The sequence below is a fragment of the Paenibacillus sp. MAHUQ-45 genome, assembly GCF_058133325.1.
Genome location: NZ_JBYUPV010000012.1, coordinates 31,228 through 53,274 on the forward strand (window position 1 = coordinate 31,228; position 22,047 = coordinate 53,274).

Consider the following 22,047-nt stretch of genomic DNA (forward strand, 5'->3'; position numbering starts at 1 on the left):
AAAATGGACTAGCTGTGATTAAATGGAAGAAACGCTTGAAAGAGAGGAATTTCCCGCTTATGATATTGAACCGTGCTTCTTCCCGTTTGCTGTGCAGCCTTCTTCTTGCCGGGGGGCTGTTGTCTGCTTGTGGAACCGAGACTGCACTGAATCAGCCGGTAGCAACCAATGAGTCGGTCCCCGAGCCGACGGTGTCCATTGAGCCTTCGCCATCCCCGGTGCCTGCCGGTGGGCCTATATCCGGCTTGACGGGACTACAAGTCCCGGAGGAAACCGTGCTGCCGCGGCCTTTATCCATAATGATCAACAATGCGCCAGCCGCCCGTCCACAATCGGGGGTAAGCGAAGCGGATATTTTATATGAAGTGCTGGCTGAGGGGGGGATTACCCGCTTGATTGGTGTGTTTCAGAGTCATACTGGTGTTGTCAAAATCGGTCCGATTCGCAGCATCCGCCCTTATCTTATTGATATCGGCGAAAGCCACGGGGGAGTGACCGTGCATGCGGGAGGTAGCCCAGACGCTTATGCCATTCTGCAGAGACAGAAGAAGGAAGATCTCGATGAGATCGGCCGGGCCGGGGCCTATTTCTGGCGGGACAAGGAGCGCAAAGCGCCGCATAACCTGTACAGCAACACAGCAAAGCTTAGGGAAGGGTCGGAGAAGCTAGGATATGCGCAGGATACGCCAGTACCCGGTTATCTTTTCAACAATCCTGATGCCGTACCAACCGGAGGGAAAGCCGCACCTGAATTCAGCGTGAATTTTCTATTGAAGAGCTATGATGTCGGGTATAAATATAATACTGAGCGTGGGACCTACCAAAGATCGGTGAACGGTAAGCCACATTTGGATCTCAATAATGATCAACCAGTGGAAGCCGCGAATATTGTCGTAATGGGAAGTGACCATAAGGTGCTGGATGATGTCGGCAGGCTCCATGTTGATGTGGAGCTCGGAGGAGAGGCGCTGCTGTTCCAGCGCGGAGAAGTCATTCAAGGACGCTGGACGCGGAGGCCCGGTGATATTATTCGTTTTGTGAAGGATGGAAAAGAAGCAGGGATGTATCCGGGTGTCACGCATATTTTGATTGTGCCCAATGCACCGTCATTCAGCAGTCACATTGTTTATCCGGGGGCGGAAAAAACAACCTAGGGAATAAGTTGAATCATACAGGCGAACAGTAAGGGTATGCCCCAGTTATTAGGCAGGAAAGTGTTGGCAGCTGGTAAAACGCTTAAAATGGCAGTTTTCCAATCCAGTATGTCCCATTATTTCCGCGAATGTAGAAATATTATATCTATTCGTCGAATTTGTTATCATACTGTAAAAAAGTTGTCGACTTTTACTTCTATCCCTTCCACCGTTATGTTAAGATAACAGAGTTGTCATTCATTTTCATGCTCTTTCATTTGGATGACTTCGCGTTTAGACCGTTATTTTATGTAAAGGGGTTTAAAATGATGAAGTTGAGAAAAAAGGACATATTCTTTGAGACGCTGGAAAATATGGCGGATACCATTGTCCAAGCTGCGGATTATTTTGCTCAAAATATTGCTAATCTTCAGAATAACGTGGAGAGCTTTGCCGCAGAGATGAAGAAATACGAATCCCAGTGTGATACTTACACGCACACCGTTATCAAAGAATTGAACAAAACGTTCATTACGCCTCTAGAACGCGACGACATTATGGACCTGATCACGAGCATGGACGATGTCATTGACGGCCTGGAAGCTTCAGCCTCACGTTTCTATATGTATAACCTGCTTGACCCGGACGAATACATTATTCAATTTGCAGAGATTCTCCGTCAGAGCGCTTATGAAATTCAAAAAGCGGTTCACCTTCTGTCCCAGAAGAAATTGCTGGCAATCCGTGAATATACCATTCGTCTGAACGATCTCGAGAATCAGGGTGATGAAGTGCTGCGTACTTGCACAAAAGTCCTGTTCGAAAAAGTGAAGGACCCGATTGAGCTGATCAAGCGCAAAGAGCTGTACGAACGGCTGGAGACGACGACCGATAAATGCGAGGACGTCGCCAACAAGCTGGAATCGATCATCATGCGTAACTCATAATAAGGGGCCTTCAAATATATGGATACATCATTATTGGTGCTTGGCATCGTTGTATTTCTCGCGCTTGCGTTCGACTTTATCAACGGTTTCCATGATACGGCCAACGCAATCGCTACCTCTGTATCAACACGGGCGCTCCCGCCGCGTACAGCGATCATTTTGGCAGCTTCTATGAACTTCATCGGCGCACTGATGTTTACCGGTGTCGCTAAGAAGATTGGCGGAAGTATAACGGACCCTACCCTGCTGGATAACGGAATTCAGGTCGTTATTGCCACACTTATCGCCGCGATTATCTGGAACTTGGTAACCTGGTGGTTCGGAATTCCGTCCTCCTCGTCCCATGCGCTGATCGGTGCTTTGGCTGGGGCAGTGTACATTGGAGCCGGTTCGGATCATATCAAATGGAACGGTTTTATCGAAATCGTGGAAGGCCTTATCTTCTCGCCACTGATTGCTTTTGTGATCGGTTATATTGTAATGACGATCCTCAAGTGGATCTTCGCGAAACGCAGTCCGCATACCGTCAACAAAGGCTTCCGGACGATGCAGATTATTACGGCCGCGCTGCAGTCCTTTACCCACGGTACGAATGATGCGCAGAAGGCGATGGGAATTATTACTTTTGCCCTAGTGACCTCAGGTCATCTGGACTCCATGGAAGTGCCACTCTGGGTTAAAATCGCTGCAGCAACTGCGATGGCGCTCGGAACCTCTGTGGGCGGCTGGAAGATTATCAAGACGATGGGCTCGAAGATTTTCAAAATCGAACCGATTAACGGCTTCGCGGCTGATATCTCGGCAGCTTCGGTTATTTTCTCGGCAACATTGCTGCATTTGCCTGTAAGTACGACTCACGCCATTACCTCGGCAATTCTCGGGGTTGGATCGGCTAAGCGCTTCTCTGCTGTAAAATGGGGCGTAGCCGGACGGATCGTCATTACCTGGTTTATTACGATTCCAATCAGCGCAGTGCTGGCGGGACTGATCTTCAAACTCTTTTTCTAAAATAATAGGTAAGAGTTCATATAAGAGTCTGATCGACATTAGTCGATTGGGCTCTTTTTTTTGTAGTTGGGAGGAAGGGGATGAATGCGGTACAATGAGAGCAGAGGCCCGAGGACAGAACGGAGGATTTCATCATATGATACGTACGATGGCGGTAACCCATCAGGGCGAAGTGCTGACAGGGCTGCTGCTTCCAGAGATCCAAATAGCGGATTACGCTTGGATCTGGGTTGATTTTGCAGCGCCTACAGCAGAGGAGACGGCACTTCTGGATAGCTATTTTCACTTTCATCCCCTGGCGATTGAAGATTGCATGCATGTGCTTCAGCGCCCGAAGCTGGACTATTACGAGAATGTACAGTTCTTCGTGCTGCATGCGCTGAATGAACGCACATTGGAAGCGGAAGAGGTTGACCTATTCCTCAGCAAGAACTTTCTGGTCTCCTATCATCATCAGGAGAAGACGGAGATGAATGAAGCGTGGGAGCAGGTGAAGCAGGACATTCATAGCCGTAAAGGCTGGTCGGGCGGACCGATGGCTGCCGCGTATTCAGTGATGGACAAGCTGGTGGACAAATATTTTCCAAGTTTATATAGTATCGAGGATGAGCTGGCGGATCTGGAGAGTATGGGCAGCAAGGAATCCGTGGAGGAGTTAATGAGCCAAGTGTTTGATGTCCGTGGGCGTCTATTGAAGCTGCGCCGGACCATTGTGCCCATGCGTGATCTGATGTACCGGATTGTCAATTCACAGCATGTGCAGAGCAATGGGGAGGAACGGATTTATTTTGGCGATATCTATGACCATCTGTTGAAGCTGACCGATATGATCGAGGTGGATCGTGAAATGACCGCCGATCTCCGGGATAGCTATATCTCGCTGAACTCCAACCGGATGAACTCTATTATGAAAACACTAACGGTCATCACCACCATCTTCATGCCGTTGACGCTGATCGCCGGAATCTATGGGATGAACTTCAAGATCATGCCCGAGCTTAATTGGAACTTCGGCTATTTTGGCGTCTTGCTGCTCATGGTAGTTCTCACTGTTGGGATGATCGCTTGGTTCAAGCGGAGTGGCTGGTTTAAATAGGCTAGGTGGAACAAATATATGAGGCAGCAGCACAAATGTCCTGGGACATTTACGCTGCTGCCTCTTTTTGATAAAGTGTCGAAAATTGACGAGACGAGAAGTGCACAATAGACAGGAGCCGAAGCGGCAGGGCTGCGCAGTGATAGCGCAGAGAATCGTAGAGACTAGAGGCTGTAGAGGCCAGAGACGACAGAGACCAGAGACCAGAGAGACTGCAGACCATAAGACGCAGAAACCGTAGAGACCGCAGAAATCACATAAGACGCAGAAACCGTAGAGATCGTAGAAACTAAGACGCAGAAACCATAGAGACAGTAGAAATTGCAGAGATACAGCAGAGACAGTAAAACCGTAGAGATATCGCAGAGATACTGTAGAGATCCGCCGTGGTCAAAGCTGTTCGGCGAGCTGCCAGATCCGGTCAACGACCTTTAGTATCTGCTATTTACGACGACGTTGGCGGGAGGGTGAGGAAGTGGTGCGTTTGCCGCTGGAACGGGAAGATGATTTGCGTCGTCCGGAGGAAGGCGATCTTTTCTTACGGCGCTTGGGTCTGTACAGAGCGGCATCCTCTTCAGCGGCCAGTGCTCCGGAGGACCCTTTTCCCTTGCCAAAGGACCCCATGACCAGCTTTACCATCGGGGCCATCTGCTGAAAGCTCGACACCATCTTCTGGACCTTGCCCATCGAACTCACGATTCCGTCAATGCCACCCATCCGGTCGACAAAGCCTTTGATCTGCTCCATGTTGGCCAGATTTCCCAAATTCCCCAGATTCCCAAGTCCACCGAGAAGCCCGCCTGCTTTGGTAGTGACCTCCTCGGCTACTGGGGCCAGTGCCGTATCTGCTACTTCCGCTGCACCCAAACTGGGTAACAATTCGCTGTTTCCCAGCTCTGGAGTTTGTACGTAGGGACTGATTCCAGGGTAGGGTGATGTATTCAACGGATTAGCCAGTGAACGGTGGCTCCGGCGGGAATGATTATAGTAATGCTCAGGCATAATATCACATTCCTTCGTTTGAGGTTTGCTATAATGTATGTCATGGGCGAACATAAGGTATAGACAAACGCCCGGGTTTACGGGATAGGAGCGGAAAAGGGCGTATGCCCATATCGGGCTGTGGAAATGAAAAAAGCGTGTCTGCGCTTGATTTTCGACGCTTTTGTAGTACTATAGGGAAGGCGGTTTAACATCAGGGATGAAAAGGAGAGAGGGCGAATTACAAAAAAACATGTACACCTGGGGTGGACAAATGTCCGTCGATTTCGTTCTTTACAGCGTGAAACCGTTAATGCTTGAAAAAAGCGCTCCAGTACAATATAGTTAGAGGCAGAAGTCACAATAGGGGATGATTAATTAATGCAGCTGAAGAAGCTAAACGATAAAAGTGTGGATCAATTATTCGAAGCTATTTTAACATTGAAAAATATGGAAGAGTGCTACATATTCTTTGACGATCTGTGCACGGTGAACGAGATTCAATCGCTGTCGCAACGTCTTGAAGTCGCCCGCATGCTGGGCAAAGGCTCTACCTACAACCAGATTGAAGCAGAGACAGGAGCGAGCACGGCGACCATTTCGCGTGTCAAACGTTGCCTGAACTACGGCAATGATGGATATAAAATGACATTGGAACGTTTGGGACGCTAATTCGTGAGACCGGGCGTACTGATGATCAGTCACGGTTCACGCGACGATGCTTGGGTATCTATCGTGGATGAAGCCGTAAACGGCATATCGCTGCGGGAAGACCTTCCCGTGGCGGTTTCTTTTTTGGAGCTGGTGGAAGGCCGATTAATCCAGGACGGCATTCATGCCTTGGAGGCGGCGGGAGTCACGGATATTCTGGTGGTTCCGCTGTTCGTGTCGTCCGGAAGTACGCATGTCGATGAGATAGCATATGCGCTCGGCGTGAAGGCGGAGCCTGAACTGGAGACGGATTTACAGCCTTTTGCGGTTACCGCTAACGTGCATTATGGTGATCCCATTGATGATGATTCAGATATTGCGGTCATTCTCTGGGATAAGCTGCGTGAGCTGTCGGTTCATCCAGAGCGGGAGACGATTCTGCTTGTGGGGCATGGTAGTAGGTACGACGGCTTTCGCCAGCGCTGGGAGCGGGGGATTGCTTCACTGGCGCAGCGCGTAGGACAGGTTAGTGGCGTTGCTGCGGCTGATTACGCCTTGCTGAATCCCGACAGCGTTCGAAGCAAGGCCGAGTATTGGCAGCAACAAGGTCATGAGGTACTGGTAGCTCCGCTTTTCTTGAGTGAGGGGTACTTTACCAAGCGCGTGATTCCACAGCGGCTTGAGGGCGTAGGCTATCAATACTCTGGACGCACACTGCTCCCACACCCCCTTTTTCCAAAATGGATTGAACGGCAGGTGGAGACCTTGCTCACGTCTGTCTTGTCCAAAGCTGGGCATACTGGGGATTGAGCGCTGAGCACGATGTACGATGGGAAATGATGAATATCCGGAATTAGAGATTGGTTGTTTGACTATGTGGTGAAAAGCAGCCTGGCTGCATACACATATTTAGATAGGTTATTTTGGATTAATAATTGCTATAAGATATGATTTCAGTGAGCTAACCTGTCGTTTTAAGATGTGCAGGGGTCTCACTTTTTGCTTTGATCTTAGAAGTCATATGATCGAAGGTTGCCTGGAGTTTTGTATGGGGAGAGGACTTCCCTTGTGGTGACGTAAGGTATGGAGTAAGATTCGTAAGAGCGCTAACGGCCTGTTTCTTTACCCTGAATGCTGCACCTGTGCCGCTGCTGAACGCTGGAATATGGTTGCTGTATGGTCTGGTAACACCTTCAGTTTCATTTAGATCTTATGGAGGTTAAGGTTATATTGCTGCGACTTCTGGGCGTTGTAAAATCCCATTCCTACGGGTCCCAGACATTGATTGTAGGGTATTGAATTGGGTATAATCAGTAAGGCTATTTAATTATACAAACAGGTGGCGTTTCGGTAATGAAAACTGCGAGATTAATATATAATCCCACTTCTGGACGGGAAGAAATGAAGAAGCGGCTCGCCGATATCCTCCACCGGCTTGATTTAGGAGGTATTGAGGCTTCTTGCCATGCGACGACAGGTGAGGGTGATGCTACGGCGGCAGCAGCGGATGCGGTTGCGCGCGGTTATGATCTGATCATCGCAGCAGGCGGGGACGGCACGCTCAATGAAGTGATCAACGGGATGGCGGAAAAGCCAAACCTTCCTCCACTTGGCGTTTTGCCGCTGGGAACAACCAATGATTTTGCCCGCGCGATGGGCATTCCGAAGAACTGGGAAGATTCAGTGGATCTGATCATCCGTCAAGAGTCACGACTAATTGATCTAGGCAAAGCCAATGATCGTTATTTCATTAATATTGCCGGCGGCGGCAGACTGACCGAGCTGACATATGAAGTACCCAGCAGGCTGAAGACGATGATGGGCCAGCTTGCTTACTATTTAAAAGGTATTGAGAAGATGGCCAGCCTGTCTCCACAGGAGCTGATCATCCGCGCCAACGGTCAAGAGCTCATCCATGACGAGTTCATGCTGTTCCTGATCGCCAATACAAATTCGGTAGGCGGCTTCGAGAAGCTCGCCCCGGATGCCCGAATCGACGACGGTCTGTTCGACGTTATTGCAGTTAAAAAGTGTAACCTGGCTGAGTTCATCCGCTTGGTCAGCCTCACCATTCGTGGCGAGCATCTGCAAGATAAGCGGGTCGTCTACTTCCGCACAGATGCTATGGAGGTTACCTCTCCGGGCCATGTCCAGCTCAATCTGGACGGCGAACTGGGTGGTTCGCTGCCAGGGCATTTCCGTATATTGCCGCAGCATCTGCGGATTTTTGCGCAGAATAGCTGAGGTGGATGAGTGGAAGTGTGTTAATGGATAAATAGTATGGTGACTAAACAAAAGACGATAATGATCAAATGTTTGGTCGAACCAAACTAACATCTGAACATCTGCGTGCTTCACACGTGTAGAGTAGGTGAATAACGGGATTTATTCCCGTTAAAACTCTGCAAATAGCTGTTTTCTGAGAAATAACTGGAATAACTCCAGTTATTTCTGTACACATACCCGATTCCACAAGTTATACTCAATAATAACTGGAGCTTTTCCTGTTGTTATCTTCTCATATAAAGTTTAACGGAGCATTAACTGGAGGAATTCCAGTTAAAATTAATTTTACATGGCTGCGTTTAACCCCATCATAGGGGCCAATGCTCTAATCCATTTTTTATAACAGATATTTAGCATCATTAATAATGAAGAACATGAAAGAAGTGAATGTGAACTAATGAGTAGACACCGCAGCGGCCGTAATACAAGCCGCCGGGACGGCACGGCCCAAGTGGCCGGACTGCCTGTGAACAAGAATGACGAGGTTATGCTCGATATCATCGGCATGACCCATGAAGGTGAAGGGGTAGGCCGCGTAGAGGGCTTTACCCTTTTTGTGCAGGGCGCTTTGCCCGGGGAGAAAATTCGGGCAAAGGTGCTCAAAACCAAGAAGCAGTATGGCTACGCCAAGCTGCTGAAGATTGAACAAGCGAGCGGCGATCGCATCGCCCCGCCGTGCGAGATCTATGACATGTGCGGCGGCTGCCAGCTGCAGCACATGGATTATGCAGCCCAGTTGGCATGGAAGCGCCAACTGGTGGTGGACAACCTGGAGCGGATTGGCAAGCTGCGGGTGGCTGGCGGACGGAGCGCAGCCGGGAGCAGCGTAGATAGCGGAGCTGGCGAGGTGCCTAATGTAAGCAATGGTAATGACTCTGCGGATGGAACTGCTGCACTTCATACCAGCGGTATTATCGTTCGTCCTACTTTGGGAATGGACGAGCCTTGGCGCTACCGCAACAAAGCCCAGGTCCCGGTTGGCGACTCTGAGGGCGGCCTAGTTGGCGGCTTTTACGCACGCGGCAGTCACCGGATTATCGACATGGAGACTTGTCTGATTCAGCATGAAGAGAATGACAATGTCGTCCGCCAGGTCAAAGAAATCGGTCGGCGACTCGGGATTACAGCCTATGATGAAGAGACTGGCAAAGGTCTGCTTCGTCATGTGGTCGTAAGAGTAGCCTTCGTTACTGGCGAAATGATGGTCGTTCTGGTTACTAACGGCGATCGCATTCCGCGCAAGGACGAATGGATTGCAGAAATTCGCCGCGAGCTGCCAGCAGTTACGAGCATCTGCCAGAACGTAAATACCCGGCAGACTAATGTGATTTTCGGAGACGTAACCCGCACCCTATGGGGCAGTGACGTCATTTATGATTATATCGGGGATGTGAAGTTCGCCATCTCCGCGCGTTCTTTTTACCAAGTGAATCCGGCACAGACCGAGGTATTATACGGCAAAACTGTCGAATACGCCGGACTTACCGGCAATGAGACTGTCATCGACGCCTATTGCGGCATCGGCACCATCTCCCTGTTCCTGGCGCAGCATGCCAAGCAGGTCTACGGTGTAGAGATTGTTCCCGAAGCCATCGAGGATGCGCGGGCTAACGCTCGCCTGAACGACATGAACAATGTAGTGTTCGAGGTAGGTGCATCGGAGGATGTCATTCCGAACTGGAAAGAGCAGGGCATCACCCCCGACGTCATCGTCGTCGATCCGCCGCGTAAAGGCTGCGACGCTCGGCTGCTGGAAACTATCCTTGCGATGAAGCCAGAGAAAGTGGTTTATGTTTCGTGTAACCCTTCCACTTTGGCACGTGATCTCCGCGTGTTGGAGGATGGCGGGTATCGTACGGTGGAAGTGCAGCCGGTGGATATGTTCCCGCATACGGTGCATGTGGAGTGTGTGGCGGTATTGGTGAAGAGTGAAACAGTGGAATAAAACCTTTTATTTACTTGAGTTTTTCAATATGGTACAGATTGAAAAGATTGATGGAACAGATAGCGGAGATCAGACTTGATGTAAAACTGATGTGAAATTCCACCCGATTTCAGCCTATATGAAAAGAAGACACCGGGGAATTGAAGTGCCCCCTGTCAAGTAGACAAATACAAAGTAATGTTAAGCAGCCTGAGTTCCGTATTTATAGGGACTCAGGCTGCTTAGTTTCGTTTGGAAACGTGTATGGTTGTAAAAGCGGATGTATAGATAATAAAAGTATTGAATTGAGATCCAAAGTAGAAAAGTACGAATAGCTTGTCCTATTTTATTCTTTGCCCCCCATCCCTAAGCATAAAGAATAAGCCCGCTGGATGGCAGAGTCTTTGCCGTCCAGCGGGCTATTAGTGTTAAGAACTTAGTGACCGGGTCATTGACCTCTTATTCCTTCGTTGCACCTGTCCAAGGAGGGGCCGGTCTTACTAACAGGGAGGATAGTGAAGATTAATTAAGGGGAACCGTACCATAAGTGACGGCGAAAAGTTGAGTTGAAGGTTGAAGCTTTAATGCTAAATCTATCAGGAATAGTTCTCCATCATTTGATATAAATAATTTCGAAAGTCTTCAACATAGGTTTTGGGCTCTACAACTTTTAGATGAGTGCCGAAGCTTGCTAAAAGTTGAAATCCCATACGATTTTGTGGGACATAAATGGTTGCTAATAAAAATCCAGAACTATGGTCTTCAATACTTCTTCGACCATACCTTTCGATGATTTGATCTTTTATGCTAGGCGATATCCATGCCTTAATCGTGACGAATTGCGGTAGATAACTTGCTTCGTGTCCTTGCTCTGACCAATCGTCTCTAAGATGAAACGGGCGTTCATCCATAGTAATATGATCGATCCGAGATAACTTGAAAGTTCGATATCCCTGTCGATGTAAACAGAATCCTTTCAAGTACCAACTCGATTCGCTAAAATGCAGCTCATAGGGCTCGACCATTCTATTCGTTACAGCCCCGTCCTTATCTGTATAATCAAACGAAACCAGCCTTTTCTTTAAAATGGATGTTTGACATGTCTTTAAGGTTTCAAGAATCTCGGACCGACCTTCCCATTCATAAAACGACAGTTGAATGGAACGATTTAGAGACAATGGACTAACCATTGCCTCTATTTTTTTTATCGTTCTTTCAACTTCTTCAGTACGGAGGATTTGTTCCAATCCGCCGAGCGCAGTTAATATATTCTGTAAATCGGAGCTGCTTAAAAGGCGTTTATCAACCTTGTATTCATCCATTATGCCGTAGCCCCCTTTGACCCCATTGACAGAGTAGATCGGGATGTTCGATAAGCTCAATGTTTCCATATCGCGAAGGATCGTTCTTTTGGAGACATTGAATAGTTGTGAGAATTCCGTTGTAGAAACAACCTCTTTTTTCAGCAATATCATGATAATCGAAATGAGTCTCTCCACTTTGTCCATAATTGCCCTCTGTTTTTCTACATGATTTCAAAAAGGTGACACTTAGATGTCACCTTTTGTTCATTATACTACATGTATCACAAGAAGGAGGAATTGCAATGTTTAATCCAACCGATTTTCCCAAGCCCACCCTTATTTCAGTCAACGGTGTGGAACTCGAAGTCTTTGAAGCAGGCCGACAAAATTTAGGAAAACCTATTGTACTCTGTCATGGCTGGCCAGAGCATGCCTTTTCTTGGCGCCATCAGATGGACGCACTTGCCGCAGCGGGCTACCATGTCATCGTCCCCAACCAGCGGGGTTACGGCAACTCATCCCGTCCGACCGAAGTAACAGACTATGACATTGAACACTTGTCGGGTGATCTCATCGCGCTTCTCGATCACTATGGATACGAGGACGCTACCTTTGTCGGTCATGACTGGGGTGCATTCGTCGTTTGGGGACTGACCTTGTTGCATCCAAACCGCGTCAATAAAGTGATAAATCTGAGCTTGCCTTACCAAGAGCGCGGAGAAAAACCCTGGATCGAGTTCATGGAAGAAATACTTGGCGGCGATTTCTATTTCGTCCACTTCAATCGACAGCCAGGCGTCGCGGACGCCGTATTCGAAGACAATACATACAGGTTCCTTCGCAACCTGTACCGGAAGAACGAGCCTCTCAGAGCACCTGAGCCAGGTATGGCGTTGATCAATCTCGCCAGGGCAGAAACACCGCTCGGTGAGCCCGTAATGAGCGAAAGCGAGCTGGCCGTTTACGTCTCCGCTTTTGAAACATCAGGGTTCACGGGCAGCATAAATTGGTACAGGAACCTTGACCGTAACTGGCGCTTATTGGCGAAAGTGAACCCAATCATCCAGCAGCCGACCCTCATGATCTACGGCGACCGGGATGTGGTTGCGAAGTCTGAAAACCTGACAAAGTTCGTGCCCAATGTGGAAGTGGTCAATCTGAATTGCGGTCATTGGATCCAGGAAGAAAAGCCGGAAGAAACAAACCAAGCGATTTTAAAATGGCTGGAACAATGGGAGATGTAGTTTTTTTCAACAACCAAGAAGAGTTTAACGATTGGTTAGAAGAACATCATGCTGAAGCTAGTGAAATTTGGGTAGGCTATTTTGGGATAAGTACAGGGCGTGCAAGCCTTACTTGGTCTGCATCAGTAGATGCCGCTCTTTGTTTTGGGTGGATTGACGGTATACGAAAAACCATTGATAAACAAAGCTATAAGATTCGCTTTACTCCGCGCAAAGTAAATAGTGTATGGAGTGCTGTGAACGTAAAGAAGGTAAAAGCACTAATACAGCTTGGAAAGATGAGACCAGAAGGAATGCACGTCTTTAACAACAGAACCGATGCACAAGGCTATTCCTCTGAACAAAGAAACGTGGAACTTGCCAAAGAATATGAAGAACAAATCAAGGCAAATCAATCAGCCTGGCTATTCTTCACTAATTTATCACCATCCTATAAAAGAGATTCTATCTGGTGGGTAATGAGCGCCAAGAAAGAAGAAACACGATTAAGAAGGCTTGGAATATTGATCGCTTCATCTGAAGAAGGGTTAAAATTTCAACATTTCAAGAAAATATTGAAGAATAAGGAAATATAAATAACAAAAGAATCGTTAAAAGGATTTTTGGTACTGCATAAATCAAATCGCTAAATGAAGAAGGGATGAAACAGTTCATCCAAAATCGCAACCCCCTTCATTTTTATGGTACAGCCGACCCTCATGATCTATGGTGACCGGGATACGGTCCAGAGGTCTGAAAACCTGACAAAGTTCGTGCCTAATGCAGAAGTGGTCAATCTGGATTGCGGTCATTGGATCCAGCAAGAAAAGCCGGAAGAAACAAACCAAGTGATTTTGAGATGGCTGGAAGAGCAGAATGATGCTGAATAGAGTCGCTTAGCAAGCAAAACTTAGAAAAACAATAAGGACACCCAAACAGGCAATGTTATTAAGTTAGGCTCAAAGGTAAGAACGGGAATAAAAATGGAATTCAAAACGGCATGGGAAAGCTCCGTGCCGTTTGTTTTTTACTTCACGCAAGGAAAAGGCGTATAACTAACAAAGCAGAAATACTGCAATAATTGAACAGGCGGAGAGAAAAGCATCGCTCTATGTTCTGTTCCAATCCAGTAAGATGCTCTTGGTACTGAAGAATGAGGGTAATAAGGACTTTCAAATTGATTAAGTGGCTTGCATACATGGTTTGCTGAAATAGGTTTTGTTTTGCCGCATCTAGCGGCCGTTGCACCCGTTGGTTAATCCAGTCCTCTGAACGCCCCCGTTTTGAAGAAAGCAGTTCTTTCATCTTAGATTTGAGTGTGTCTTCATCCGTCTGCAATACTGAATAGGAGGTTGCAAATTCACTTAAAAACCGTAATGAAATACCGGAATACATAGCTCCAAAGACACCTTTGTATGCAGGGGAAACCTGATCTAAAACAGCTTGGAATTGTAGTTTAGTCTGTACACACATCTTTGAAAGAGATTCATATTGTCTTGTAAGATAGCGCAGATTGAGAAGTTGCACACCTCTTTTTTTATAAGGTTCAAATTCTTCTTTGTAGTACAGCTCTCCCAATAGGTAAGCGTCAGCAGCATCCGTCTTTACTTTACGAAGTTGAGACTTCCTAAGCCGATGGCTTTCCGCGCTCTAGAAAGGCTTGTCCATGGCTTTCTTCTTTAGAAATATCTAGACCGATAACTGGATTCATTTCATCTCCCCATCTAAGTGTAGATTCACCGGCATCCCCTAAGGTTGATCTTCTTGTCGCTTCATAGCATCGCTTGTTATACGGGATCTTACGTCCCAACCAGCCTCAATCATGGTCATGACAAGTAGGGGTGAACATTATAGCTCTCGGGATCAAGTCCCACGGGCAGGTACGTTCGACCAGGCTACTTTAATCCTCTATGCAAATGAAAAAGGATCAACCAGAAAGAACTGGTTGATCTCATAATACGAACGGGCAGGAGAGTTGAAGATCAAACGCGGTGAACCGTATCATAAGTAGGGCGAATTTTTGGCTGAGTATGCTTGGTTAAGCACTAAAATTAGGTTCATTGAGAGAAGTATTTCCAATTATTCTGCTGTTCAAAAATTAGTACCATGTGCTAAAATAGTGGTGTGTGTTTAGTTGTTTGAAATGTAAAAAATGTATTTATTTGAGGAGTTGAGGGACGATGAAGACTCGGGATATTGATATACGCGCCTCTCTTCATTCGGTTCTTCGAGAAGAGCACAAAAATGAGCCCGATACTTTGATTCTTGATGAACTTGGCTTATGCCAAGGTGATGCAAGGATCGATGTCGCTGTTGTAAATGGAGCAATCAATGGTTATGAAATCAAAAGTGAGAGCGACACTTTGGAACGATTACCCAGACAAACCGATGCATATAATAGAGTTTTTGATACAGTTACTATTTTGACTGCTTCTCGTTTTATCGAAGGAATTGAGGATATTATTCCTAAATGGTGGGGGATAATCAAGGCGGAAATGGATGCTGATGGAATAGTCTACTTCTTACCATACCGAACGCCTCATCAAAATCCAAGTATTGATCCCATTGCGCTTGCACAGTTGCTTTGGAGAGAAGAAGCACTTTCTGTGTTAAAAGAAAGAGGCTTGCAAAAGGGGTTACTTAGCAAGCCTCGACAAGTATTATGGGGTGCACTTGCGGAGCAACTCGAGCTTAGGGATCTTCAAGACGAGGTGCGGAAGAGACTTAAGGCAAGGTCACGGTGGAGAGTTCATTAGCGATGTACATTAAATGGTGATTGGTCCCGGCTTTGCGCCAGCTTGTGGCGTTCCCGGGGCCATCATTATTTTGGGCTACATCGTCTATATACAGATCACCTGCTGAAAAATTGCGACCCGAATACTCAGGATGACTTACAACTTGGCTGGCAAGCTGATGATACTGAGCGCTTCCGTATCTTCTAGTAATCTGACCTTTGAATATAATGAATTTATCATCAGCAGTGTATCGGATATTCGCACTCATGTTAATGAAGCGGGGGTCACCCTCAAATGGCTCAGGGTTGGAGATACCGTAATCCCCGAAAATTGGATCGCGGTTTACGGTGCCTGCTCGCAAAATCCTCTTCCATATTATCCATTCTGCACGGTCAATTTGATCGACAGAGTTTGCGCTCACATCGGATAAGTTCTTAGGGAATCCTGTTCCGCACAAAATGACATTCCTCCATGCATGCAAATATGGGAGATTGTCAATTAATCCGGTAAGGAATAGTGTGGTTCTCGTTAAAAGTGCAGGCTCAACATAGCCGTAGTCGACAACGAGATCAATTTGCTCTGGGCTCATTTGTAAAGCTCCCAGAAGCGAATCAATGGTTGGTTGAAGAGAATCAAAATCTCTTTCGGTTATTCTGATTGCGGCACCTAAGTGATCTATTTGGTTCGAAGCCACTACCTCTGCATTATAATCCGCATCACGTTCGGAGCTTGTAACAGGGACGAGAGGATTATGACGCGCTCGTGCTTCTTGTAAAATATACGCCAGAGGATGTAAACCGGACGTCATTCTCTCAGATGGATGAAGGTATAGAAGGTCGATGAAGGCTTTGTGAGGCCAAGAGCGTACCAGAGTTTCTCCGAAATTGACGAGGTGCTCGTCCACCGTTTTCTTTGGCATCTCATTTTCAAAGTCCCAGTCGATGGGAGCGATCTCAATAAGAGGTGTAATTCTTTCTTTCGAGGTGGGAGTGAGGACTTCTAGAGCCCTCTGCTCTCCTTGTTTCCATTTTACAACGGGTACATAATGTCTTCTTTCAAACGTCATGAACATTTCCCCTCCTAGTCATAGGTAATTAGTACCCATCGGTTGGGTGAAGGTCTCAGTTCTTCCAGTCTATATAATATTACATCAAAAGTCCTGGTTTGGCGATTTTTATCGTTTTTTGAGGGATAAAGGAAAAGCCCTTTCCGCCATATTGTCTGCGGAAGGGGCTACGCTTAAAAAATGCTTTTTGGTCTCTGAATTGAAGCTGAGTTCTACATCCTTGACCTTGGCTTGCCATCCAGGTTCATCTTCTTGACGATCAAGTGCAAGAACGTTTTACGTTGCTCGAATGGGGACTTGTGGAGCAGATCGTCGAACGCTCCATTAGGGAATGTACAAGCTCGTAGGGTCCAGGTTCAGCTTCGTCATCTCGCAGTTCCAGCTCTATTATGAGGTTTACGGAGTCCAACTATTCATCGGATAATCGCAATTAATTCGAGGATTTCTTGGAAATAAGTTATCCTACATTTCGATTTTTTTTGGACAAGAAAGATGAAAAGAAGTAATATATAGGTAAATAGTTCTATTTATTAGAAATGACAATAAGGAGTGGATGAGTTTTATCTTTTAAATGATAGGACCAACATTATGGATGAGTTTAATAATCCAAAGAAATGGGGAATTAATTTTGATTCGTTTTCTAGTTGTGAAACCAAAGCAAGCAATAGAAGATTCCTACATAACTAATTTAATAGATATCTTAAATGAACCTACCAATTCTATTGAATGTGTAATATATGATAATAAAGAAGCTGATTGGAAAGTGAAAATAGAAGGTGCCAATAATAGTGGTACTTTCTTCGCAAATTTCTCTTTAAACACATATGATGGGATTGCGCAGCTTATAGTTTTTATAGAACCTCAACGAGTTGAGTCCAATTTTAACAATGAATTACATCGTATTAAGGTATTAATAAAGGATACTTTGCTAAAACAATGGGAAAAATGTGTTTGGTTGTTTGATGAACAATCTATTTATTTTGCTGAAATACTTTATGGAAGAATGTATCGAGTAGAAAATCTTTTACGAAGTGTTATAAGTAACATAATGGTCACGCATATTGGTATTGAATGGTGGGAAAAGTTGGCTCCCCTCCAACTTAAAGAAACATATCAAAAGAGAGTCCGTGGCTATAAAACTCTGACTAAAGACTTTAAAAATGTAGATGATTATCTGTTGGCAATTGATACAGATCATCTAAAAAATATAATGACACATACCACAAAAGAGTGGACTCCTTCCTATGACTCCGAGATTGAATCATTACTTGAAAGAGATAATCAAGCAGATTATGGGAGAATAATGGGTTTGCTGAAAAAGCAATTGAAAAACAAACAAAATCTTTGGGATACTCTTTTTAGAAATTATTTTAAAGGAAATCCTGATTTTGAAGAAAGTATTTCTGATACTATTGATTTTCTTGAAGCATGGGATGAATACTGTAAGTATAGAAATCATATCGCTCACAATAAGCTTTTGGATTTTCATGCATTTGAATTAATTGAAAACAATGTAAGTTTAGTTGAAAGTCTCATCATAGAAGCGGATAAGCGTTTCCAATCTTCGAAGGTTTCCGACGAGCAGATGCGTGAGGCTCACGAACTAGTAATGGAATTTGAACTTGAGCAAAGGATGTATGATGCAGCAGGAGTCAAGGTTTATTCTGAAGATCGAATTCAGCAGATAATGCAAAACTTATTCCTTCAATTCGCTTTGAATATAGAAGAAGAAATAAACAGATTGGATCTTGAAGCAACTGTAGAGGTTGAACCTATTTTTATTCCTGAAAAATTCAGCTCCATTCTAGAAATTGAGAGTAAAATTGATGAAACAAAAATAATAGTCCAAGTGAAGACTGAAAAGTTATCAGAAGATGCGGGAGAAACTAGTGTCTTTTTAGTTCAACTGGTTAATTCTGAAGGCGAGATTATTGAAGATTGTAAGGTTGAATGGAGAAATGGAAATGCTGAATGGAGCGCAGAGGATGGTTTTTATAAACCAACAGTAAAAGAATATTTAGATGATGCAGAGCTTAATCTATTGAAAGACAATATACTCAAAAATTTAGATGAATATTTTACTAATTATATCGACGAACTCGATTCTGGAAAATATGCAAGCGTAAAAGACGGTGACAAATATCCAATTTGTAATGATGCATGTGAAAATTGTGGGGAATTAACTGTAAGTATTGATGACAGCATATTATCATATGGTAAATGTGCAACCTGTGGTTATGAGAATGATATATCAACATGTATGAGATGTGATGAGGAATTCATTGGTACTTCTGATTTATGCGAATCATGTCAAGACTATATTGATGCTGAATGAGTTTAATTTGAAAGAGCCTTGAATAAAGGCTCTTTTTTGTGAGACAAAAGATTATCTGCTTATGATAAGAATGGGCGATTTTTGTTCGTTTTAATTCAAGAGATTTCGCCCTATTTATGATACGGTGACCTTAAACAAGGCAAGCCTGAAGAGATACTATGAATTGTTAGCGGTACCATACTGATCGGATTGATTTCGGGACTCTTAGAGCCCTACTAAAGTGAGGAAAAATAAGAGAATCCTTGGAGTAAGGAAAGAAATTAAGGGTTTCGAGCAAAAATGGACAATTTTACCGGTATATGCTGATTTACTCCTGTTTCTTTACGTTGAATAAATTTTCTGGAACGTCTATAATAAATTATAATTTCAAATGCGCATTATGCAATAGCATGCACCAGAACATCGCGAACTTCGAAAACGCGAGGATATGTTCTGTAAGTTTGTTTCGTACAAACTTTGATGGCCGGTTACTCAACCACAAGGAAGAGGCATGGTCTATTCAGACTATGTCTCTTTTATTGTTTCAAGAGCTAGACAAGCCGTTGTGATTTGTGGTTTGAAAAATCCAGATTGCAGGAGGAAAGAAATTGGGCAATTCAAAATCCACAAAATCGAAGACTAGGGGGCAGAGGGAGTTTCAACTCACGAATATCGCTTCGACGATCGCAGTATCAGGCCCCTCGGGTTCTGGTAAGTCGTATCTGTTATCGTTAGTTCTCCCTGAGACCAGCAATAACCTGTTGGTCTGGAACGTGTGGTTGAAAAAAGCCGCATTGATTGAAACGAAGTGTTTTATATGAGCAAATGGACTGTTAATGTATTACTCTTGATTTTTGCACTTGGAGTGCTACTTTTAGCCTGGCATTATGGAGTTATTACCATAAATGTTTTTGTAACTAAAGTGCAACTCTGGGCGGCTCTGGAATGGTTCCTAGGCATTTTAGCTTCTGGTCTCCTATGTTACTACATAGGTACAAGGAAAGGTGGTCCTAAACCAAATGGGTGAGGATCCTCTTCCCCTGTTTTAGGGTTTCTATCAAAAACCATTAGTAGAACAAGAGTTAGCAAATACCGGTCTATGTAACTTGTAACTCTCCCGGCTAGAAGGGGATGTTGTTGTTCACCGCAGGCGAATTGTAAAAGAAATTATTTCGTAGGAGGAAGTTCCATAAATGGATAATATTAATTCGAAGGACAAGATGAAACAGAAACGCTCTCGGTTTCGTATGCAAGAAAATGCTCCGACAATCACAGTATCAGGCCCCTCGGGGTCTGGTAAGTCGTATCTGTTAACGGTAGTTCTCCCTGAGACCAGCAATAAACTTTTGGCCCGAAACGTGGGGATGAAACAAACCACCTTGATTAATACAAAATTGATGCTCGATGGTACAATGAACAAGGATGAAGCAGTCATTCGCGTTAAAATAAGGCCTTTTGACACCATGTTAATCAAACCAATTATACACGAGATGATACTGGACGTCATATTTGAGAACAGGGATGAGCTAGAGGAACTGGAATTAGACGAGGATGTGGTGTACAACGTGCTCAATCCTCGAAATCGGGCCTATCACTTTGCTGAATTTGTCCAAACACATAGTGGTGAACAAGGGTGTCCAGATCAGGAAATTCTCCGGAAATTGCTACAGCGTTTCTTTGACGGCTTGATTCCAGAAATAAAAGAGGCAGTTAAGGAGAAAGAGAAGGAGACCAAAACCGTCTATCCTAAGCCTAAGAAGAAGGAAATTTACGAAATGGTCATTCAAGAGCGCTTGGGAGAAGGTGAAGTTCAAAGTCTGGAGAATGAAGTCTATACCTGGTTCATGCAACTCTACAGTTTTGTTAAAGGTGAGATACTAAAAACGTGCGAATTTCTTGATTCAGAGCAGGTGTACGCGGTTGTTGAGGACCGTGTAGAAAGCGACTCGATCAAGAATCTTATTCAGGACACCTACGATGTGGATAGCCCATACTCGCTTGTTATTGAGGAACTGTCTTACTGCGTGCAGCCATCCACACCCTTTGTGGTGGCTTTTGAGGAAGCCTATCGTGAGGAGGCAAAGCTTGGGAAGGTACTTAGACTCAATATTCTCGATACGCCTGGTTTAACTCAAACGGGAGAGACGAAGGAAGAAATGCAGGAAGTTCTGCAACAGGTAATGGGGCATCAATCTGACGCATACCTATTCCTTTGCAGTACGGATGAACGCCCGGTGGTATATGAAAACATGAAGGAACTTCTTATTAAGAGAAGGGAGAAATTTCAGGAATTACCGATTAAACTTCTTCGGACCAAGGTGGATTTGAACCTGTATGAATTGATGAAGCAGGATCACCTTATGGATGTAGGCCGTCCTGAGTTTACGGATACTGAGGCACTCTTTTATGCCGAAAAAGCTTACGAAAAATTCACACAAGCTATCGAAGCAGAAAACGTCGAATTGAGCGAAAGTTTGGGTGTCTATAATCCGCTTGATTTCATTTCATTAGACTTTACGCGCCTGCGCAGCTTGGCCTGGTCTTTCTTCGAAAATAAACCGACAATAGAAAAGGAAAAACTGTTCCATATTTTATTCGACCTTTCCCGTAAAGTACATGATGCTCATATGCCGTCATATGCAGGACGCCGCTACCTGCAAGTGAAAGAATTGGATGAACCAGCACTTTTGGTTAAGATGAATAAGGAAATGGAACAACTACTGGAAGACTTTGCTGCACACATGAAATTGATGAACTCACGCGAGTATCAAGGGAACTACTACCAATTTGAGTCGAAAAAGAAACTGTATCATGGTCGTTCAGTATATACCGGCCTGAGGAAGGCTCGGATCGGAGAAGGGCATGAGACACGTGCAACGGTGTACGAAAACTTTAACATCCATGTCCGAAGCATGATCCAAAAGTGGACGACAGCATTTATCCAGAACCGTTCAGTTGTATTTGATGTCTCATTTGAGAATATTAGGGATTCCGAAACCAAAAGATTAGCGGAGATTGAGGCACCGCAAGTTTTGAGGGACATCTTCCGGCAACAATTGTCTCAAATTCTTTACCGCATTGGTAAAGCGTTGAGTTACGACGGGATGAAGATAGAAATTGAGGATATCTACGCCAAACACGCACCAGACCAGGCCTTCCGAAATAATATGCGCCTTTTTTACGCCAAATTCAGTGACGAAATGTATTGGAAGGAGGGACTCTCACGATTCTTACAGCAGGAACTGAATCAATTGCTTAGTAGGATGTACTTTTACGAATAGGCAAAAAATATGCTGAATATGAGACCTTTGATTGGATATTGCCATGACATATTCCATTCTCAGTTTGTCATTTTATAATTGTGGAAGAGAACTCTTGT

17 protein-coding genes and 1 pseudogene are annotated in these 22,047 nt (G+C 45.0%); 14 read left to right on the top strand and 4 right to left on the bottom strand.

The features are described from left to right. The first annotated feature begins 59 nt into the window (after positions 1-59). The 4 genes from AC3Y23_RS22550 to corA all read left to right on the top strand — a co-directional run bounded on the left by AC3Y23_RS22550 (position 60) and on the right by corA (position 4,184). Positions 60-1,154: a DUF3048 domain-containing protein gene (locus AC3Y23_RS22550; protein ID WP_379203263.1), complete on the top strand. Its 1,095-nt coding sequence runs from the start codon at positions 60-62 to the stop codon at positions 1,152-1,154. Between the two features lie 308 nt (positions 1,155-1,462). Then, positions 1,463-2,080, top strand: coding sequence for a DUF47 domain-containing protein (locus tag AC3Y23_RS22555; RefSeq protein WP_379203265.1), 618 nt, complete (start codon positions 1,463-1,465; stop codon positions 2,078-2,080). Positions 2,081-2,098: 18 nt separating this feature from the next. Further along, the gene (locus AC3Y23_RS22560) at positions 2,099-3,088 is read left to right on the top strand and encodes an inorganic phosphate transporter (protein ID WP_379203267.1); all 990 of its coding nucleotides are present in this window, start codon (positions 2,099-2,101) and stop codon (positions 3,086-3,088) included. Positions 3,089-3,224: 136 nt separating this feature from the next. After that, positions 3,225-4,184 (top strand): magnesium/cobalt transporter CorA, encoded by a 960-nt coding sequence (gene corA / locus AC3Y23_RS22565; protein ID WP_379203269.1) that lies wholly within the window; start codon positions 3,225-3,227, stop codon positions 4,182-4,184. Between the two features lie 441 nt (positions 4,185-4,625). Here corA and AC3Y23_RS22570 read toward each other — a convergent pair whose 3' ends face one another. Then, complete coding sequence (locus tag AC3Y23_RS22570) at positions 4,626-5,186, bottom strand: tyrosine protein kinase (protein WP_379203271.1); 561 nt, start codon at positions 5,184-5,186, stop codon at positions 4,626-4,628. 360 nt (positions 5,187-5,546) lie between these two features. Here AC3Y23_RS22570 and AC3Y23_RS22575 point away from each other — a divergent pair, with 360 nt between their 5' ends. From AC3Y23_RS22575 to rlmD, 4 genes are all read left to right on the top strand, one after another. Then, the gene (locus tag AC3Y23_RS22575; RefSeq protein ID WP_066379478.1) at positions 5,547-5,837 is read left to right on the top strand and encodes a YerC/YecD family TrpR-related protein; all 291 of its coding nucleotides are present in this window, start codon (positions 5,547-5,549) and stop codon (positions 5,835-5,837) included. Positions 5,838-5,858: 21 nt separating this feature from the next. After that, positions 5,859-6,626, top strand: a complete 768-nt coding sequence (locus tag AC3Y23_RS22580; RefSeq protein WP_379203537.1) for a sirohydrochlorin chelatase — start codon at positions 5,859-5,861, stop codon at positions 6,624-6,626. A gap of 543 nt (positions 6,627-7,169) precedes the next feature. Continuing rightward, a complete protein-coding gene (locus AC3Y23_RS22585) occupies positions 7,170-8,060 on the top strand; it encodes a diacylglycerol kinase (protein WP_379203274.1) in 891 nt (296 codons plus the stop codon). Between the two features lie 439 nt (positions 8,061-8,499). Beyond that, positions 8,500-10,047 (top strand): 23S rRNA (uracil(1939)-C(5))-methyltransferase RlmD, encoded by a 1,548-nt coding sequence (rlmD, locus tag AC3Y23_RS22590; RefSeq protein WP_379203276.1) that lies wholly within the window; start codon positions 8,500-8,502, stop codon positions 10,045-10,047. 575 nt (positions 10,048-10,622) lie between these two features. On the opposite strand, the gene AC3Y23_RS22595 is transcribed toward rlmD, so the two are convergent. Then, positions 10,623-11,534, bottom strand: coding sequence for a helix-turn-helix transcriptional regulator (locus AC3Y23_RS22595; RefSeq protein WP_379203278.1), 912 nt, complete (start codon positions 11,532-11,534; stop codon positions 10,623-10,625). 98 nt (positions 11,535-11,632) lie between these two features. On the opposite strand from AC3Y23_RS22595, the gene AC3Y23_RS22600 reads away from it, so the two are divergent. The 3 genes from AC3Y23_RS22600 to AC3Y23_RS22610 all read left to right on the top strand — a co-directional run bounded on the left by AC3Y23_RS22600 (position 11,633) and on the right by AC3Y23_RS22610 (position 13,443). Continuing rightward, entirely contained in the window at positions 11,633-12,574 is a 942-nt protein-coding gene (locus tag AC3Y23_RS22600) for an alpha/beta fold hydrolase (RefSeq protein WP_379203280.1), read from the top strand. Further along, on the top strand, positions 12,550-13,149 hold the full coding sequence (locus tag AC3Y23_RS22605) for a YdeI/OmpD-associated family protein (RefSeq protein WP_379203282.1): 600 nt from the start codon (positions 12,550-12,552) through the stop codon (positions 13,147-13,149). The genes AC3Y23_RS22600 and AC3Y23_RS22605 overlap by 25 nt, the downstream gene beginning before the upstream one ends. 105 nt (positions 13,150-13,254) lie before the next feature. Next, a complete protein-coding gene (locus tag AC3Y23_RS22610) occupies positions 13,255-13,443 on the top strand; it encodes an alpha/beta fold hydrolase (protein ID WP_379203284.1) in 189 nt (62 codons plus the stop codon). A 217-nt stretch (positions 13,444-13,660) separates the two neighbouring features. Here the strand turns inward: AC3Y23_RS22610 and AC3Y23_RS22615 are convergent. Beyond that, positions 13,661-14,264 (bottom strand): annotated as a pseudogene (locus AC3Y23_RS22615) (IS110 family transposase); the annotation flags it as partial. 469 nt (positions 14,265-14,733) lie between these two features. Here AC3Y23_RS22615 and AC3Y23_RS22620 point away from each other — a divergent pair. Beyond that, a complete protein-coding gene (locus AC3Y23_RS22620) occupies positions 14,734-15,309 on the top strand; it encodes a sce7726 family protein (RefSeq protein ID WP_379203287.1) in 576 nt (191 codons plus the stop codon). On the opposite strand, the gene AC3Y23_RS22625 is transcribed toward AC3Y23_RS22620, so the two are convergent. Further along, positions 15,278-16,354: a beta family protein gene (locus AC3Y23_RS22625; protein ID WP_379203289.1), complete on the bottom strand. Its 1,077-nt coding sequence runs from the start codon at positions 16,352-16,354 to the stop codon at positions 15,278-15,280. The genes AC3Y23_RS22620 and AC3Y23_RS22625 overlap by 32 nt on opposite strands. A 571-nt stretch (positions 16,355-16,925) precedes the next feature. Here AC3Y23_RS22625 and AC3Y23_RS22630 point away from each other — a divergent pair. Then, positions 16,926-18,689 carry a hypothetical protein gene (locus AC3Y23_RS22630; RefSeq protein ID WP_379203290.1) on the top strand — a complete coding sequence of 588 codons (1,764 nt, stop codon included), beginning with the start codon at positions 16,926-16,928 and terminating at the stop codon, positions 18,687-18,689. Positions 18,690-19,861: 1,172 nt separating this feature from the next. After that, positions 19,862-21,949: a P-loop NTPase family protein gene (locus AC3Y23_RS22635; protein WP_379203293.1), complete on the top strand. Its 2,088-nt coding sequence runs from the start codon at positions 19,862-19,864 to the stop codon at positions 21,947-21,949. Positions 21,950-22,047 lie beyond the last annotated feature (98 nt).